The sequence below is a fragment of the Brevundimonas albigilva genome (assembly GCF_023573565.1).
GTDB classification, from domain to species: Bacteria; Pseudomonadota; Alphaproteobacteria; order Caulobacterales; family Caulobacteraceae; genus Brevundimonas; species Brevundimonas albigilva.
On record NZ_CP097649.1, the window covers coordinates 1,075,666 to 1,091,762 of the forward strand.

Genomic DNA, 16,097 nt, shown 5'->3' on the forward strand with positions numbered 1-16,097 from the left:
ACGCCGATTTCGAACAAGCTTGCGCTGTTCGCCGTCGCCGCATCACGAAAATGTCGTGATCGGCCGCCTAAATGACGTGCTGAGCAAGACTTCGCCCTTGAACCATCCGGCGGCGAATCCGCGCTCTTCGCCCTTGACGCTCTGGTAACGGTTCGCCAAAGGGTTTCGGGACGCCTTCCCAGAGTAAACTTTCTGGGTGGAGTTCGGCGGGTCGAGGGAATGGTTTCCGACACTCGCCATCGGAGGAGGGGCCAGCCGGGCAACCGGACGGGTCCTCGCTCGTTTTCGGCGGGTCGGGTTCCACATTGGGACAAGGGACGCCGAAGGAAACATTTCAGGTTGGGGGACGGCCGGTGACATGGCCGAACCTTTGGTTCCACGAGTCAGACCAAGCAGGAACTGGCGAATTATGCTGAACAGCAAAAAGACGAACATCCTTCTCGCCATGGCCGGCGCCGCCGTCCTCATGGCGAGCACGCCGGTTCTGGCGCAAGCGCCGGCCGAGCCCGCTCCGGCCGCCGAAACGGCGATGGCTCCGGCGGCGCCCGCCGCTGCGGCTCCGGAAACCGATCCCGCGTCCGTCGGCGAAGCCGTCGGCGGCGGTCACGGCGGCGGCATCACCCCGATCTCCATGTTCATGGAAGCGACCGTGGTCGTGAAGGTCGTCATGGCCGGCCTGCTGCTGGCCTCGATCTTCTCGTGGACCCTGCTGCTCATCAAGCTGTTCGAGTTCGGCGCCCTCAACCGCAAGACCGACTCCTTCCTGGAGAACTTCCGCGGCGCCCGCACCATCGCCGACATGAAGGCGATCGCGACCGCCGAAGAGTATGAAGGCAACCCGCTGGCCGACATGGCCGCCGCCGCCACCGAAGAAGTCGACCTGTCGCGTCAGGCCGGCCTGTCGGTCACCGGCGAGCACCGCCACGACACCCTGGCCCGCGTCCAAGCCGCCGTCACCGCCGTTCAGGCCGGTCTGGCCAAGCGCATCTCGGGCGGTCAGCAGTTCCTGGCCTCGGTCGGTTCGTCCGGTCCGTTCGTCGGTCTGTTCGGCACCGTGTACGGCATCATGAACTCCTTCATCGGCATCGCGGAGTCGAACACGACCAACCTGGCCGTCGTCGCCCCGGGTATCGCCGAGGCCCTGCTGGCCACGGGTATCGGCCTCTTCGCCGCTATCCCGGCGGTTATCTTCTATAACTACTTCAACACCCGCATCGCCGCCTACGGCACCCGTGCGGACGGCTTCAACGCTGAACTGATCAACGGCATCTCGCGTCAACTCGACAAGGGGGCGTAATCCAGATGGCCGCCAAGCTTTCATCCGGCGGCGGTGGCAAGTACCAGATCGAGGCCAACAGCGAGATCAACGTTACGCCTTTCGTTGATGTCATGCTGGTCCTCCTGATCATCTTCATGGTGGCGGCTCCGCTCGCCACCGTGTCGGTGCCAGTGGAACTTCCGATCGCGGTCGCCAAGCCGGCCCCGAATCCGCCGAAGCCGGTCTATATTTCGATCCAGAACGACGGCGACGTCTTCGTGGGCGATTTCCGGACCGACGTGGGTTCGCTGGGGCAGGACCTGACCGACCAGATCGGCAGCCGTAACCCCGCCGACGAGCGGATCTTCATCCGCGGCGACCAGAACGTCCGCTACGGCGACTTCATGCAAGTCATGAACGCCCTGCAGGACAACGGCTTCTACAGTGTCGCCCTGGTCGGCGAAGACCAGTCGACGCAATAGGCGCGAGGTGCAATGACAGACGTCACTTATCACCGCAGTCGTTATGACGCGCCGAAGCAGAAGGGCTTCATGGGGGTCTCGACGCCCGTGCTGCTGGTCTGCCTGCTGGTCGTCACCATCCTCTTCGCCCTTCTCCTGTTCTATCTGCAGCAGGCGAAGTTCAAGCTGAAGGAGTTCAACTACGTCGACGAGTCGGTCGAGGTTGAGCTGGTCGAGCCGGTCCCGCCGCCTCCGCCGCCTCCGCCCCCGCCGCCCCCGCCGCCGGACACGCCTCCGCCGCCGAAGCTCCAGGTGCGCGAGCCGGTGATCAACACCCAAGCTCCGCCGCCGCCGGTCACGCTGCCGATCGAGCCGACGAAGAAGGAAAACCGCGTCGAATATTCGGGCCCGCCCGTCATCGTCCCCGGTCCTCCGCCTCCGCCCGCTCCGCCGGCTCCGGCCCGTCCGGCCGTGGTCACGAACGTGTCCTGGTCGCGCCAGCCGCGTCCGGAATTCCCGGCCCGCGCTCAAGAGCGCGGTATCGAGGACGGCACGGTCGTGCTGCTCTGCACCGTCCAGGCCAATGGCGCTCCGACGAACTGCAGCATCGTGTCGGAAACGCCTTCGGGCGCCGGCTTCGGTCGCGAAGCGCTCTCCTCCATGCGGTCGGCGCGGTTTGCGCCCGGCACCGTGGACGGGGTGGCGCAAGGGGGCCAGGCGCGCTTCACCGTGCGCTTCCGTCTCCAGTAGGCCGAACGGTCCAAACCACGAGAACGCCCCGGCCTTGCGCCGGGGCGTTTTTGTTTGCGCGGACGCACTCTTCGGCTTGATCGGTCCTTCGCCGACCGCTAGACAACGCGCCTCGCGATGCGCGGGCCGCCTTAGCTCAGTTGGTTAGAGCGCCGGTTTGTGGAGCCGGAGGTCCTCAGTTCAAGCCTGAGAGGCGGTACCATCGCCCGGACAAACGCCGGCGATGCACGGGTTGAAGCCCGACCTTTCCCTTCCCAATTCCTGTCGACGGCGCCTCGCGCCGGTTTCCCCATCGACAGGAGAGCGCCCATGAAGACGCGCACGCTGGGCCGCGACGGCCCTGAGGTTTCCGCCATCGGCCTGGGCTGCATGGGCATGAGCGCCTTCTACGGCGGCGCGGACGAGGCGCAGTCGATCGCCGTCATCCACCGCGCCCTGGACCTGGGCGTGACCCTGCTGGACACCGCCGAGATGTACGGCCCCCACGCCAACGAGGTGCTGGTCGGCAAGGCGTTGAAGGACCGGCGCGACCAGGCCTTCCTGGCGACCAAGTTCGGCATCAATTACAACGAAGACCGCAGCCGCCTGATGACCGACGGCAGCCCGGCCAATGTCCGCCGCGCCATCGACGACAGTCTGAAGCGCTTGGGCGTCGATCACGTCGATCTCTACTATCTGCACCGCGTCGATCCCGACACGCCGATCGAGGACACGGTCGGGGCGATGGCCGACCTGGTGACGGCGGGCAAGGTTCGCTTCCTGGGCCTGTCCGAGGCCGCGCCCGAGACGATCCGCAAGGCCCACGCGGTTCACCCGATCACGGCCTTGCAGACCGAATATTCGTTGTGGAGCCGAGAGCCGGAGGACGCGCTGTTCGCCCTGTGCCGCGAACTGGGCGTCGGCTTCGTGCCCTACAGCCCGCTGGGCCGCGGCTTCCTGTCGGGCGACATCCGGTCCGTGGACGACCTGGCGCCGGACGATTTCCGCCGCAGCAATCCGCGCTTCATGGGCGAGAACTTCCGGAAGAACCTGGACCTGGTCGAGGCGGTCAAGGCCATCGCCGCCGACAAGGGCGTCACGGCCGCGCAGCTGGCCCTGGCCTGGGTGCTGGCGCAGGATCCGAACCTGGTCCCCATTCCCGGCACGCGGCGCCTGCCGACGCTGGAGCAGAACGTCGCCGCGGTCGATCTGTCGCTGACGCCCGACGACTTGGCCCGCATCGAGGCCGTCTTTCCCAAGAACGCGGCGGCCGGCCACCGCTACGCCGAGGCGGCGCGCGCGGCTCTTGATCGCTGAGCCTGGCGGCGCATGAAAAAGGCCCGGCCGGATTGCTCCGGCCGGGCCTTGGTCTGTCAGGGACGCGGGACTACTGGATGCGGGTCCAGGTCTGGGTCTTGCACAGCGGCGCGACGATGCAGCCGCGCAGGCGCAGGGTGTTGTCGTTCTGCATGGTGATGGTGCCGCGATAGGTGCCGCCGTCGGCCGGATTATAGACCGAGCCGCCCCGCCATTCGGTCGGGCCGCCGGTGAAGCCGGTCAGCATGGGCAGGTTGCGCAGGGTGCGGCCGCGAAGTTCGGCGTTGCGATTGTGCTCGTCCCGGGCGTTGGCGTCGGCGCGGATGTGGTTCGACGTCACCAGGGTCCCGCACAGCGCCTGGCCGCACCGGGCGATGCGCACCTGGCCGCCGTTGGTCGGCGTCTGCCACAGACCGGTCGGGTCGGCCGCCAGGGCCGGGGAGGCGAGGGCGGCCGCCAGCGTGGCGGCGGCCATCAGAATCTTGGTCTTCATGGTCGTTCCCTTCGTTCGGGACGGCTTCGGCCGGCCCGTTGAACAACAGGGTGATCCCGCTTTCGGTTCAAAACAAGGCCCAATCCGGCGCCGATCTCCAACGAAAACCGGACGTTAGGTCAAGTTTCAGCCGCCGATCAGCGCCAGCCATTCGTCCTCGGTCAGCACCTGGACGCCGTGCTTTTCGGCCTCCTTCAGCTTGGAGCCCGCGCCTGGACCGGCCACCACATAGTCGGTCTTGCTGGACACCGAGCCGGACACCTTGGCGCCCAGGCTTTCGGCGCGGGCCTTGGCCTCGTCGCGGGTGAAGCGTTCCAGCGAGCCGGTGAAGACCACCGTCCTGCCCGCGACCGGGGTGTCGGCCTGGGGCCGTTCGACGTCGACGATGCGGGTCAGCTCGGCTTCCAGGGCCGACACGACCGCCAGATTGTGCGGCTCGTGGAAGAAGTGCGCCAGGGCCAGGGCCGCCACGGGGCCGACGCCGGCGACGCCGCCGATCTGGTTCAGCATCTCCGACGGCGCCTCCTCGCGGGCGACGCGGGCCAGTTCGACCAGGCCCGCCCAGTCGTCGGTCATGGCGGCCAGCGCGCGCCGGGCGGGGGCGGCCATGCCGGGAAAGGCCTGGCCGATCTTCATGTCCATCGTCGCCTCGGGCCAGGGATCGGCGGCGGGCGGCGCGGCCTGGGCCATCAGGGCCAGGACGCGGGGCGAAACCGCATGGGCGCCGGCCAGTTCGACCCAGGCGGCCGAGGGAATTCCCGCGGCCGCCTGAAGGCACGCCGCCTTCAGCGCCGCCCAGCTTTCGAAGGCGCGGGCCAGGACCAGCGAGGTCTGCTCGCCGATCTCGCGCACGCCCAGGCCGAACAGGAAGCGGTCCAGACTGATGACCCGCCGCGCCTCTATGCCGGCGATCAGGTTGCGGATGCTGGTCTCGCCATAGCCGTCGTCCTGGGCCAGTTCGGCCAGCTTGGCCTCGTCGCGCGCCAGGCGGAAGATGTCGGCGGGCTCGCGGATCCAGCCGCGCGCATGGAAGGCGACCAGCTGCTTTTCGCCCAGGCCCTCGATGTCGAAGGCGCGGCGGCCGACGAAATGCTTCAGGCGTTCGACGATCTGGGCGTCGCAGATCAGGCCGCCGGTGCAGCGCCGCTTGACCTCGTCGCCCTCGCGCACCGCCTCCGATCCGCACACGGGGCACCGGTCGGGAAAGACGTAGGGAAGCGCGTCGGCCGGGCGCAGTTCGGGCACGATCCCCAGGATCTGGGGGATGACGTCGCCGGCGCGCTGCAGGCGCACGGTGTCGCCGATGCGCACGTCCAACCGGGCGATCTCGTCCTCGTTGTGCAGGGTCGCGTTCCTGACCACCACGCCGCCGACCGTCACCGGATGCAGCCGCGCCACGGGCGTCAGCGAGCCGGTGCGTCCCACCTGGATGTCGATCCCCTCCAGCACGGTCGTCGCCTGCTGGGCCGGGAACTTGTGCGCGATGGCCCAGCGCGGGCTGCGGGCGACGAAGCCCAGGCGTCGCTGCCAGTCCAGCCGGTCGACCTTGTACACCACGCCGTCGATGTCATAGCCCAGGGCGGCGCGATCCCGCTCCAGCTCGCGATAGGCCGCCAGCAGGCCCTCGGCCCCCTCCACCCGGCGCGAGCGGTCGTTGACCGGAAAGCCCCAGGCCTTCAGTTTCTGCAGCGCCTCCCACTGGGTCTCGGCGAAGTCGCTGGAATGCTCGCCCCAGGCGTAGGCGAAGAAGGCCAGCGGGCGCCCGGCCGTGACGGCGGCGTCCTTCTGGCGCAGCGAGCCGGCGGCGAAGTTGCGTGGATTGGCGTAGGTGCGCCGCCCCTCGGCCTCGGCCGCGGCGTTGAAGGCGGCGAAGGCGTCGTTGGGGGCATAGACCTCGCCGCGGATTTCGATCCGGTCGGGCCAGCCGTCGCCCTTCAGCGACGGGCGCACGTCGGCGATGGTTTTCAGATTGGCGGTCACGTCCTCGCCCGTGCGGCCGTCGCCGCGCGTGGCGCCGAGGGTCAGCCGGCCGTCGACATAGAGCAGATTGGCGGACAGACCGTCGATCTTGGGCTCGGCGACGAAGGCGATGGGTTCGTCGGCCGGCAGCTTCAGGAACCGGGCGATCCGGGCGACGAAGTCGCGCACCTCGCCCTCGTCGAAGGCGTTGTCCAGCGACAGCATGGGCACGCCGTGGCGCACCTCGGCGAACTGGCTGGAGGCGGCGCTGCCCACCTTGTTGGACGGCGAATCCGGGCGCACCAGGTCGGGAAAGCGGGTCTCGACAGCCGTGTTGCGCTGGCGCAGGGCGTCGTAGTCGGCGTCGGAAATCTCGGGCGCGGCCTCGCCGTACAGGGCGTCGTGCCGCGCGATCTCGGCCGCCAGCCGCGCCAGATCGATCTCGGCCGCCTGGGGCGACAGGTCTTCGACGGGAATGAGAGGATTCGCGGCCATCCGCTTCCTTACCACCCCGGCGCGGGGCGTGAAGTCCGCGCGCGGAATGACGCATCCGTATGCTGACGCCGCGCCGGCCGGACGCTAGGCTGCGGCCGCAATCCTGGAGACCGCATGACCGCTTCGACCCTTCGCGCGCTGCTGCTGGCGACCGCCGCCCTGTCGCTGGCCGCCTGCGTGCCGCCGAACGCCAGCCGGCCCGCGCCGGTCGAGACGGCGACGGCGGCCCCCGTCGCCGATCCGCGGCTGCTGGAGGACGTCCGGCTGCTGTCGGCCGACGACATGGAAGGGCGCGACACCGGCTCGGCGGGCGGGGCGAAGGCGCGCGCCTACATCGTCTCGCGGCTGGATGCGCTGGGCGTGGCGCCGGCCTCGTTCGGGCGGCTTCAGCCGTTCCAGGCCCAGGGTCATACGCGCGAGGGGACAAGGACGTTCGACGGCGTGAACATCATCGGTCTGATCCCCGGCGCCCGCGTGGCCGACCGCTACATCGTCGTCACCGCCCACTACGACCACGTCGGCGTCAACGACGGCCAGATCTACAACGGCGCGGACGACAACGCCTCGGGCGTGGCGACCCTGCTGGCGCTGGCCGCCTCGCTGAAGGCCCAGGCGCCCGACCACAGCGTGCTGCTGGTCGCCCTGGACGGAGAGGAGCGGGGCCTGCTGGGCGCCAAGGAGTTCGTGTCGTCGCCGCCCGTGCCCCTGTCGGCCATGAGCCTGAACCTGAACTTCGACATGATCGCGCGGGCCGAGACCGACGGCCATCTGTGGGTGACGGGGACCTATCAGCACCCCGCCCTGCGCCCGATCCTCGAAGCCCTGCCGGCCCAGGGCGCGGTGTCGCTGGCCTTCGGCAAGGATACGCCGCAGGACGAGGGCGAGAACAACTGGGTCGACGCCTCCGATCACGGCGCCTTCCATGCGGCGGGCGTGCCCTTCCTTTATCTCGGGGTCGACTATCACCCCGACTATCACCGCCCCAGCGACGATTTCGAGCGCATCACGCCGTCGGTCTTCGCCGGTTCGGCCGCCCTGGCGATCGACTCGTTCCGCGCCCTGGACCGGGCGCTGGACCGATGAGACGGCGGGTTCTGATCGCCGCCGCCTGCCTGGCGCTGGCGTCCTGCGAGCGGGCCGCCGCGCCGTCCCACCAGGCCGGCGGCGGCGAGGCGTTTCGGCATGCGCTGAGCGAGGACGTCTCCGGCGAGTATCGCCCGCTGACGCCGGTCCAGATCGACGGCCTGGCGCTGGAAAGCGTCTTCATCGGCCAGCCGTCGGCGTTGGAGGCCTGGGAGCAGGGGCGGGGCGGGTCCGCGCCGGTCGTGGTGTCCCTCAGGACGCGCGAGGGCGTGATCCGCGTCGGGCCCGAGGCCTATCAGGTCACCGACGAGGCGATCCGTTTCCGGGGGCTGGGCGGGCGGGGCGTGACCGTGGCCCTGACCGGCCGGCTGGATCAGGGCACCCTGGCCACCGCCCGCCGCAATCTGGGCGACCAGACGCCGGTGATCCAGGGCGCGCTGTCGATCGGCGGCCAGTCCGCCCCGGTGCGGCTGACCCTGTGGGGCGGCGACTAGGCCGTCAGCCAGCGGGCCAGCAGAAAGGCCCCGGCGGCGACCAGAAGCCAGATCCCCGCGCCCAGGGCGACGAGCAGCGCGGTCTGGCGACGCGACCAGGCGTCAGGGTGGCGGGAACGGCGTCGCATTGCAATCCAAGGTAGCAGTTTTGTCTGCGGCAGCCAAGCCTCGTCGCCTGGCCCGGCTTGTGTGACACGTGCGCCGTCACCGGACGGATATTCGCAAAACCGCCCCCAAACCTGCGCAAAACTTCCGGCTAAGTTTCACGAAGAGGCGCAAGCACCGTCACGTGCACTGACTATTGATCCGGACCGGGCAGGAGGGGGCGATGCGTCGTCACGGTCGGGCATGGGCTCGGCTGTCCCCTGTCATAGCTCTTTAGATCAGACACGGTGGACTGATGATGACCGGCCAACACATGAAATCCCTGCTCGTGGTCGCCGCCAGCGCCCTCGCGCTCGCCGCCTGCGGCTCGGCCGAAGTGGCCTCGCCGGGCGAAGGCGACTTCGGCGGCGGCGGCGGCGGCGGCGGCGGCGATCCGACGACCCCGACGCCGGGCACGCCCGCGGCCGACTGCCCCACGGGCCTGGCCAACGTCGGCACCATCGCCAACAACACCCTGCGCGTCTGCCAACTGCCGCAGCAGATCATCGGCAACCTGACCCTGGCGGTCCGCGCCGGCACCATCTACTCGATCACCGGCCGCACCGAAGTCGGCACCGACCGCGGCGTCGACCCCGCTTCGACCACCGGCAGCCAGGGCATCCTGACGATCGAGCCGGGCGTGCGCGTGTTCGCCTCGGGCGGCGGCGACTACCTGCTGGTCAACCGCGGCTCGCAGCTCTTCGCCGAAGGCACCGCGACCAACCCGATCATCTTCACCAGCCGCCAGAACGTCGAAGGCTCGACCACCGAAGGCTCGCAAGGCCAGTGGGGCGGCATCGTCCTGGCCGGCCGCGCGCCGCAGGCCAACTGCCAGCTGACCGCGCCGGTCACCTGCACCGGCCAGGTCGAAGGCACCAACGCCTTCTACGGCGGCAACACCCCGGCCGATAACTCGGGCCGTCTGCGCTACGTGCAGATCAAGTACTCGGGCTTCGAGATCTCGACCGGCAACGAACTGCAGGCCCTGACCCTGGCCGGCGTCGGCTCGGGCACGGTCATCGACCACGTCCAGTCCTACAACTCGTCGGACGACGGCATCGAGATCTTCGGCGGCAACGCCAACCTGAAGTACATCGTCATCAACGGCGCCGACGACGACGGCCTGGACACCGACACCGGCTGGCGCGGCGGCGCCCAGTTCGGCATCGTGACCCAGCGCGCGCCGAACTCCACCAGCCGTTCGGCGGGCTTCGAGTTCTCCTCGGCCCCGGCGTCGACGCCCTACGCCTCGCGCTACCTGTCGCAGCCCAAGATCGCCAACTGGACCCTGGTCGGCCGCAACGCCCCGATCGACGCGCACACGGTGATGCACTTCGACACCGGCACCCAGCCGACCCTGGTGAACATCGTCGCCACCAGCACGGCCGGTTCGGCCGCCGGCTGCTTCGACATCGCCGACACCGACACCCAGACCAGCTTCGACGGCGGCTCCACCCCGACGATCCGCTCGGTCTACATGTCCTGCGGCATCTCCTACCGCCCGGCCAACGCCGCCCGCTCTCAGGCGGTGTTCACCAACGCCCGCAACACCAATGTGACGGCGATGGGAACCTCGACCCTGACGGCCCCGGCCTCGGGCACGACGATCACCAACCAGAACCTGGCCTTCATCAACGGCGCGAACGAGAACGCCGTGACGCCGGTCGATGCGAAGACGGTCTATTCCTTCTTCGACACCACCACCTACATCGGCGCCGTCCAGAACGCGACCGACACCTGGTGGCAGGGTTGGACCTGCGGCCTGACCTCGGGTTCGACCTGCTGATTGAGCTGAAGCAGGCGGCGGTCCCTTCGCGGGGCCGCCGCCGCCCCTTTCGGGCGCCGCCGTCTCTCGAACCAAGGCTCAGACCATGAAGAAATTTAAGATGACCCTGAGCGGGGTCCTGCTGGCCACCAGCGCGATGATCGCGCCGGGTCTGGCGTTCGCTCAAACCGAAACCGCGCCGACCCAGCAGACCCCCGCCGAACAGGCCGAGCCTGCGACGGTCGACGAGATCGTGGTCCTGGGCCGCTACATCCCCGAACCGAACCGCGAAAGCTCCGAGGTCGCGGCCTTCCTGACGTCGGAAGACCTGGAGCGCACTGGCGACAGCAACGCCGCCGCCGCCCTGACCCGCGTCACCGGCCTGTCGATCGTCGAGGGGCGCTTCATCTATGTGCGCGGCCTGGGCGAGCGTTACTCCTCGGCCCTGCTGAACGGTTCGCCGCTGCCCAGCCCCGAGCCGCTGCAGCGCGTCGTGCCGCTGGACCTGTTCCCGTCCAGCATCCTGGACGGCGTGACCGTCCAGAAGACCTATTCGCCCAACTTCCCCGGCGAGTTCGGCGGCGGCGTCATCGACCTGCACACCATCGACGCGCCCGCCGATCCGTTCTTCACGATGAAGCTGTCGCTGGGCGGCAACACCGAGTCGACGGGCAAGGAAAACCTGATCTACTACGGGTCGCGCACCGACTTCACCGGCTTCGACGACGACACGCGCGAGGTTCCGGGCCAGATCGCGATCGCCTTCGACACCGGTCTGCAGATCAATCGCGCCAACTTCAGCGCCGACGAGCTGCAGGCCATGGGCCAGTCGCTGGTCAATGCGCCGCTGCGGCTGCTGCAGCGCGAGAAGACCCCGATCGACGGCGGACTGGAACTGGCCGGCGGCTTCTCGCAGGACACCGGCCTGGGCACGCTGGGGGTCATCGCGGTCGCCGGTTACGACAACAGCTGGCGCGCCCGCGAAGGCGTGCAGGAAGAGGGGCAGTTCCAGGGCGAAGACCTGGTGCCGGTCTCGACCTATGCGGTCCAGTCGAACCAGAACGACATCCGCCTGAACTTCCTGGGCGGCCTGTCGCTGTCGACCGACGACCACGAGGTGAAGTGGACGAACCTGTACGTCCGCAACACCACCAAGGAAGCGCGCTCGACGGCCGGTCCGGACTTCGACGCCGGCGGCGGGATCATCCGCAACGACTACACCGAATGGTTCGTCCGCCAGCTGTTCACCAGCCAACTGGCCGGCGAGCACCACTTCATGGACGGCATGCTGGAAATCGACTGGCGCGCGGCCTACGCCAAGACGTCGCGCGACGCGCCCTATGAATCGCGCTTCCAGTACGGCGTCGACGCGGACGGGAACTTCATCCACAACGTTCAGGGCAATCTGATCTCGTTCAGCGAACTGGACGACGACATCGTCTCGGGCGGGGCCGACGTCGCCTACACCGTGCCGCTGTCGAACGCCCGCGAGGTCGTCTTCAGCGCCGGGGTGTCGTCCTTCGACAACAATCGCGACGCCGTGCGTCACGACCTGCAGTTCGAGGCGGTCAACGGCCTGACGGAAGAACAGCGCCAGTCGCGCATCGACTATCTGTTCTCGGACTACAACATCAACCCCAGCACCCTGCAGCTGCGCGAGATCGCGGGCATCAACGGCGCCAGCGCCTATGACGCCGAGCTTCAGGTCAACGCCGCCTATGTGATGGCCGACGCGGAACTGATCCCGCTGGTCCGCACCACCGTCGGCGTCCGCTTCGAGGACGGCCAGCAGAGCGTCACCCCGCGCGACCTGTTCGGCGGCGCCACGCCCTACCAGCCGACCGAGATCGACGAACAGTACTGGCTGCCGTCCTTCACCGGCACCTGGAACTTCGCCGAGGACCAGCAGCTGCGTCTGGGCGCGTCCAAGACCATCGGCCGCCCGCAGTTCCGCGAGCTGGCGCCGCAGGCCTACACCGACCCGGAAAGCGACCGCATCTTCATCGGCAACCCCTATCTGGTGGACACCGAGATCCTGAACCTGGACGCGCGGTACGAATGGTACTTCGCCCGCCAGCAGTTCGTGACCGCCGGCGTCTTCTACAAGAACCTGGACAAGCCGGTCGAAGCCGTGATCGTCGACGTCGGCAACCAGCGCCAGCAGTCGTTCCTGAACGCGCCGGAGGCGACCATCTACGGCGCCGAGTTCGAGGTGAAGAAGTACTTCGAATTCCCGGATCAGAACGCCTTCGTCTCCAACAAGCGCTGGCTGGTCCAGGCCAACTACACCTGGTCGGACTCCGAGGTCAGCGTCGGCGACGGCGACACCGTCCTGACGCTGGGCGGCGCGGGTTCGCCCGAACCGGCGGACTTCTTCATCCAGGACGGCAGCCGCCTGCAAGGCCAGTCCGAGCACGTCGCCAACCTGCAACTGGGCTGGGAAGACGACACGGCGCGGTCGCAGGCGACCGTCATCGTCAACTACGTCAGCGAGCGGATCACCGCCCGCGGCGCGGGAACCGGCGCCAGCCGCGAACCGGACTATGTGCAGGAGCCGGGCGTGTTCCTGGACTTCGTCTATCGCAAGGACTTCACCGTCATGGACCGCGACCTGGGCTTCGCCCTGGAACTGCGCAACCTGCTGGGGACGGACTTCGACGAGTACCAGGAACGCGGCAACAAGATCCGCATCAACAACTACGAACTGGGCCAGAGCGCCTCGGTCAGCCTGACCGCCCGCTTCTGATCCCGGCTTTCGACCGACCAGACGACCGGAAGGCCCGACGGCTTTCCGGTCGTTTTCTTTTGTGAATATTCGTCCGCGTACCCCTCAATCGTCACGACAAGTTCTCCGCCTCGTCATGCAGCCGTGAGGCCCGCATACGGACGATTGGTCTAATGGCGCTGTCGGTCCTCGGGGGGCCGTTTGGACGGGCGCCGTGATCGCGACACTGCGAAACATCAGGCCGGAGACCATGCGCCAATCGCTGGCGGCCTGGCCCTGGCGCCGGATCGTCCCGGCGGCGCTGGCGCTGCTGCTGCTCGTGCAGGCCGGCCGGCTCGCGTGGATTTTCCTGGCGCCCCAGCCCTCTCTGCAGGCGGCCCCGGCGGCGCCGAGCCGCCCCGTCGACATGGGCGTGCTGTCGCGCTTCGACGCCTTCTTCCGCACCGGCGCGCCGTCCAGCCTGGAAGGCGCTTCGGGCGACGAGGCCGGCCAGCTTCGCCTGTTCGGCGTGCGCGCCGGCGGGCAGGGCGGCGGCTCGGCCATCATCGGCCTGGCCGACGGCCGGCAACTGTCCGTGGGCGTGGGCGAGGAGGTCATGCCCGGCCTGGTGCTCCAGGCGGTCGGTCCGGACTTCGTCACCCTGGCGCGGGGACAGTCGCTGTCTCGGCTGGCCTTCTCGGAGGTCCCGGCCGGCGCCGCGCCGCCCCCGCCGCCGCCCGCGACGGAACAGGTCGTCACCCCCGCGCCCGCGCCCGCGTCCACCCCCGCGGCGGCGGTGGTGGATCCCCAGCGCCTGATGGCCCAGGCGTCGCTGCGTCCGCGCCTGCAGGGGCTGGGCGTCAACGGCTTCACCGTCTCCTCGGCCGGCAACGCCTCGGAGCTGCGCGCGGCCGGGCTGCAGGCCGGGGACGTCATCCTGTCGGTCAACGGGACGGCGCTGGACAGCCCCCAGGCCATCGGCGCCCTGCGCGGTCAACTGGCCAGCGCCCCTTCGGCCGAGATTCAGTACGAGCGCAACGGCGAGATGCGCACCACCACCATAAGGACGCGTCCATGAACGCCCGCATCCGCAACACCCTGGTCGGCGCCCTGACGGCGATCCTGGCCGCGCAGGGGCCGCTGGCGGCCGCGCCCGCCCTGGCTCAGGCCCGGCAGACGTTGAACGTCCAGGGCGCCGACATCCGCGCCTTCATCCAGGACGTGGCGCGCACGACCGGCCGCACCTTCATCGTCGATCCGGCGGTGTCCGGCACGGTGACGGTGACCAGCGACCGTCCGCTGAGCCGCGCCCAGCTGTTCGAGGTCTTCCTGTCGACCCTGCGCGCCAACGGCCTGGTGGTCACCCCGACCCAGTCGGGCGCCTATCGCATCAGCCCGGCCCAGGGCGCCGCCCAGGGACCGTCGACCGTCGGGGCGGAGCGCTTCTCCACCGAGGTCTTCCCGTTGCGCAACATCGACGCCGCCTCGGCGGCCGAGACCATCCGGCCGCTGGTCGGCGCCCAGGGGCAGGTGCTGGCCAATCCCGGCGCCAACAGCGTGGTGGTCGCCGACTTCGCCGACAACCTGGCGCGGGTGCGCGCCCTGATCGCGCGGATCGACGTCGATCGCTCCAGCTACGAGGTCGTGACGCTGGAGAACGCCTCGGCGCGCGAGATCGCGGGCGTGCTGCAATCGGTGCTGGCCGCGCCGGGCGGCGGCGGGCAGGGGATGGTGTCGGTCACGCCGGTCGAAAGCTCGAACTCCCTGGTGCTGCGCGGCGACGGCCAGGCCCTGACGCGCGTGCGCGGCCTGATCCACGACCTGGACGGCCGGTCCCAGTCGGCCCAGGACGTCAACGTCGTCTTCCTGGAACACGCCAACGCCGAGCAGCTGCTGCCGGTGCTGCAGCAGATCGTCGGCCAGCCGGTCAGCGGCGACGGCGCCTCGCAGACGCCGCGCCTGCAGACGGCGCGCGCGACCGGCAGCGCCGCCGCCGGGGGCGGCTTGCGCCCCGGCCTGACCCAGGCCGACGACCAGGACGCCGGCCCGATCGGCTCGACCACCATCACCGCCACCGGCCAGCGCGCCACCATCGCGCGGTTCCCCGGCGCCAACGCCCTGGTCATCTCGGGGCCGGCCGACATGCAGCGCACCCTGGCGGACGTGATCCGCCGGCTGGACGTGCGCCGCCAGCAGGTTCTGATCGAGGCCATCGTCGTCGAACTGAGCGACAACGCCGTGCGCGAACTGGGCGTCCAGTGGCTGTACGGCGGCGAGAACGGCGTCGGCCTGACCAACTATTCCGACAGCGCGGCGCCCCTGGTTCCCATCGCCGGCGGCGTCGCCTCGGGCCAGCTGGACGCGGACGATCCCCTGCGCGAGCAGCTACAGAACCTGGCCCTGAACACCCTCCTGGGCGCCAACGGCTTCGTCGGCGGGGCGGGCGGCAAGGTAGGCGACGGCCTTTTCGGCTTCATCATCAACGCGGCCAAGACCGACGAGGGATCGAACCTGCTCCAGACCCCGTCGATCATGACGCTGGACAACGAGGAGGCCACCTTCCTGGTCGGCCAGGAAGTGCCGATCACCACCGGCCAGACGCTGCTGGACGGCAACTCCAACCCGTTCACGACCACCGACCGCAAGGACATCGGCGTGCGGCTGACGGTCAAGCCGCAGATCAACGCGGGCGGCTCGATCACCCTGACGCTGCGCCAGGAGGTGTCGGCCATCAACGGCGTGCTGAGCACCGGCGCCTCGGACCTGGTGCTGGACAAGCGCGAGCTGGAGACGACGCTGGTGGTGGACGACGGCGACATCGCCGTGGCCGGCGGCCTGCTGGACCAGAACGACCGGCTGCGTCAGGACAAGGTGCCGGGCCTGGGCGACATCCCCGGCGTCGGCGCCCTGTTCCGCTCGACCAGCCGCCAGCGCGGACGGACCAATCTGATGGTCTTCCTGCGCCCGACCATCATTCGCACGCCGGATCAGGCGCAGGGGCTGGCCGCCGACCGGTGGGGCTATATGCGCGACCAGCAACTGGCCGTTCAGCCCGACCGCGAGCCCAGCCTGGATGCGTTGGTGCGCGACTATATGCGCACCCAGCCGCCCGCCGCCCCCGCCAGCGGCGAGCCGACCGTGATCGCGCCCGTGGCGCCGGTCGACGCCCGGCCTCTGGCGCCCGCCGGGTCCTGA

At 69.4% G+C, this 16,097-nt stretch carries 13 protein-coding genes and 1 tRNA gene; 11 read left to right on the forward strand and 3 right to left on the reverse strand.

What is annotated here, in order from left to right; genetic code table 11:
* Positions 1–409 precede the first annotated feature (409 nt).
* The 5 genes from M8231_RS05365 (at position 410) to M8231_RS05390 (ending at position 3,765) form a co-directional block, all read left to right on the forward strand.
* The gene (locus M8231_RS05365) at positions 410–1,297 is read left to right on the forward strand and encodes a MotA/TolQ/ExbB proton channel family protein (RefSeq protein WP_249751840.1); all 888 of its coding nucleotides are present in this window, start codon (positions 410–412) and stop codon (positions 1,295–1,297) included.
* A gap of 5 nt (positions 1,298–1,302) precedes the next feature.
* On the forward strand, positions 1,303–1,740 hold the full coding sequence (locus M8231_RS05370) for an ExbD/TolR family protein (protein WP_249750889.1): 438 nt from the start codon (positions 1,303–1,305) through the stop codon (positions 1,738–1,740).
* A 12-nt stretch (positions 1,741–1,752) separates the two neighbouring features.
* A complete protein-coding gene (locus M8231_RS16875; RefSeq protein ID WP_283843747.1) occupies positions 1,753–2,469 on the forward strand; it encodes an energy transducer TonB in 717 nt (238 codons plus the stop codon).
* Between the two features lie 125 nt (positions 2,470–2,594).
* A tRNA-His gene (locus tag M8231_RS05385) sits at positions 2,595–2,671 on the forward strand.
* 107 nt (positions 2,672–2,778) lie between these two features.
* Entirely contained in the window at positions 2,779–3,765 is a 987-nt protein-coding gene (locus M8231_RS05390; protein ID WP_249750888.1) for an aldo/keto reductase, read from the forward strand.
* A gap of 70 nt (positions 3,766–3,835) precedes the next feature.
* On the opposite strand, the gene M8231_RS05395 is transcribed toward M8231_RS05390, so the two are convergent.
* Together M8231_RS05395 and ligA are read right to left on the reverse strand one after the other, a co-directional pair.
* Positions 3,836–4,258, reverse strand: coding sequence for a DUF2147 domain-containing protein (locus tag M8231_RS05395; protein WP_249750887.1), 423 nt, complete (start codon positions 4,256–4,258; stop codon positions 3,836–3,838).
* Between the two features lie 126 nt (positions 4,259–4,384).
* Complete coding sequence (ligA, locus tag M8231_RS05400) at positions 4,385–6,712, reverse strand: NAD-dependent DNA ligase LigA (RefSeq protein ID WP_250202407.1); 2,328 nt, start codon at positions 6,710–6,712, stop codon at positions 4,385–4,387.
* A 114-nt stretch (positions 6,713–6,826) separates the two neighbouring features.
* Between ligA and M8231_RS05405 the strand changes: the two genes are divergently transcribed.
* Both M8231_RS05405 and M8231_RS05410 read left to right on the forward strand, forming a co-directional pair.
* The gene (locus tag M8231_RS05405; protein WP_250202408.1) at positions 6,827–7,795 is read left to right on the forward strand and encodes a M28 family peptidase; all 969 of its coding nucleotides are present in this window, start codon (positions 6,827–6,829) and stop codon (positions 7,793–7,795) included.
* On the forward strand, positions 7,792–8,289 hold the full coding sequence (locus M8231_RS05410) for a hypothetical protein (protein WP_250202409.1): 498 nt from the start codon (positions 7,792–7,794) through the stop codon (positions 8,287–8,289). The genes M8231_RS05405 and M8231_RS05410 overlap by 4 nt, the downstream gene beginning before the upstream one ends.
* On the opposite strand, the gene M8231_RS16880 is transcribed toward M8231_RS05410, so the two are convergent.
* The gene (locus tag M8231_RS16880; protein ID WP_283843746.1) at positions 8,286–8,417 is read right to left on the reverse strand and encodes a hypothetical protein; all 132 of its coding nucleotides are present in this window, start codon (positions 8,415–8,417) and stop codon (positions 8,286–8,288) included. The genes M8231_RS05410 and M8231_RS16880 overlap by 4 nt on opposite strands.
* A 290-nt stretch (positions 8,418–8,707) precedes the next feature.
* Between M8231_RS16880 and M8231_RS05415 the strand changes: the two genes are divergently transcribed.
* The 4 genes from M8231_RS05415 (at position 8,708) to gspD (ending at position 16,097) form a co-directional block, all read left to right on the forward strand.
* Positions 8,708–10,219, forward strand: a complete 1,512-nt coding sequence (locus tag M8231_RS05415) for a hypothetical protein (protein WP_249750886.1) — start codon at positions 8,708–8,710, stop codon at positions 10,217–10,219.
* Between the two features lie 85 nt (positions 10,220–10,304).
* On the forward strand, positions 10,305–12,944 hold the full coding sequence (locus M8231_RS05420) for a TonB-dependent receptor domain-containing protein (RefSeq protein ID WP_249750885.1): 2,640 nt from the start codon (positions 10,305–10,307) through the stop codon (positions 12,942–12,944).
* Positions 12,945–13,173: 229 nt separating this feature from the next.
* On the forward strand, positions 13,174–13,980 hold the full coding sequence (locus M8231_RS05425; protein ID WP_249750884.1) for a type II secretion system protein N: 807 nt from the start codon (positions 13,174–13,176) through the stop codon (positions 13,978–13,980).
* Positions 13,977–16,097: a type II secretion system secretin GspD gene (gene gspD / locus M8231_RS05430; RefSeq protein ID WP_250202410.1), complete on the forward strand. Its 2,121-nt coding sequence runs from the start codon at positions 13,977–13,979 to the stop codon at positions 16,095–16,097. Before M8231_RS05425 ends, gspD begins: the two co-directional genes overlap by 4 nt.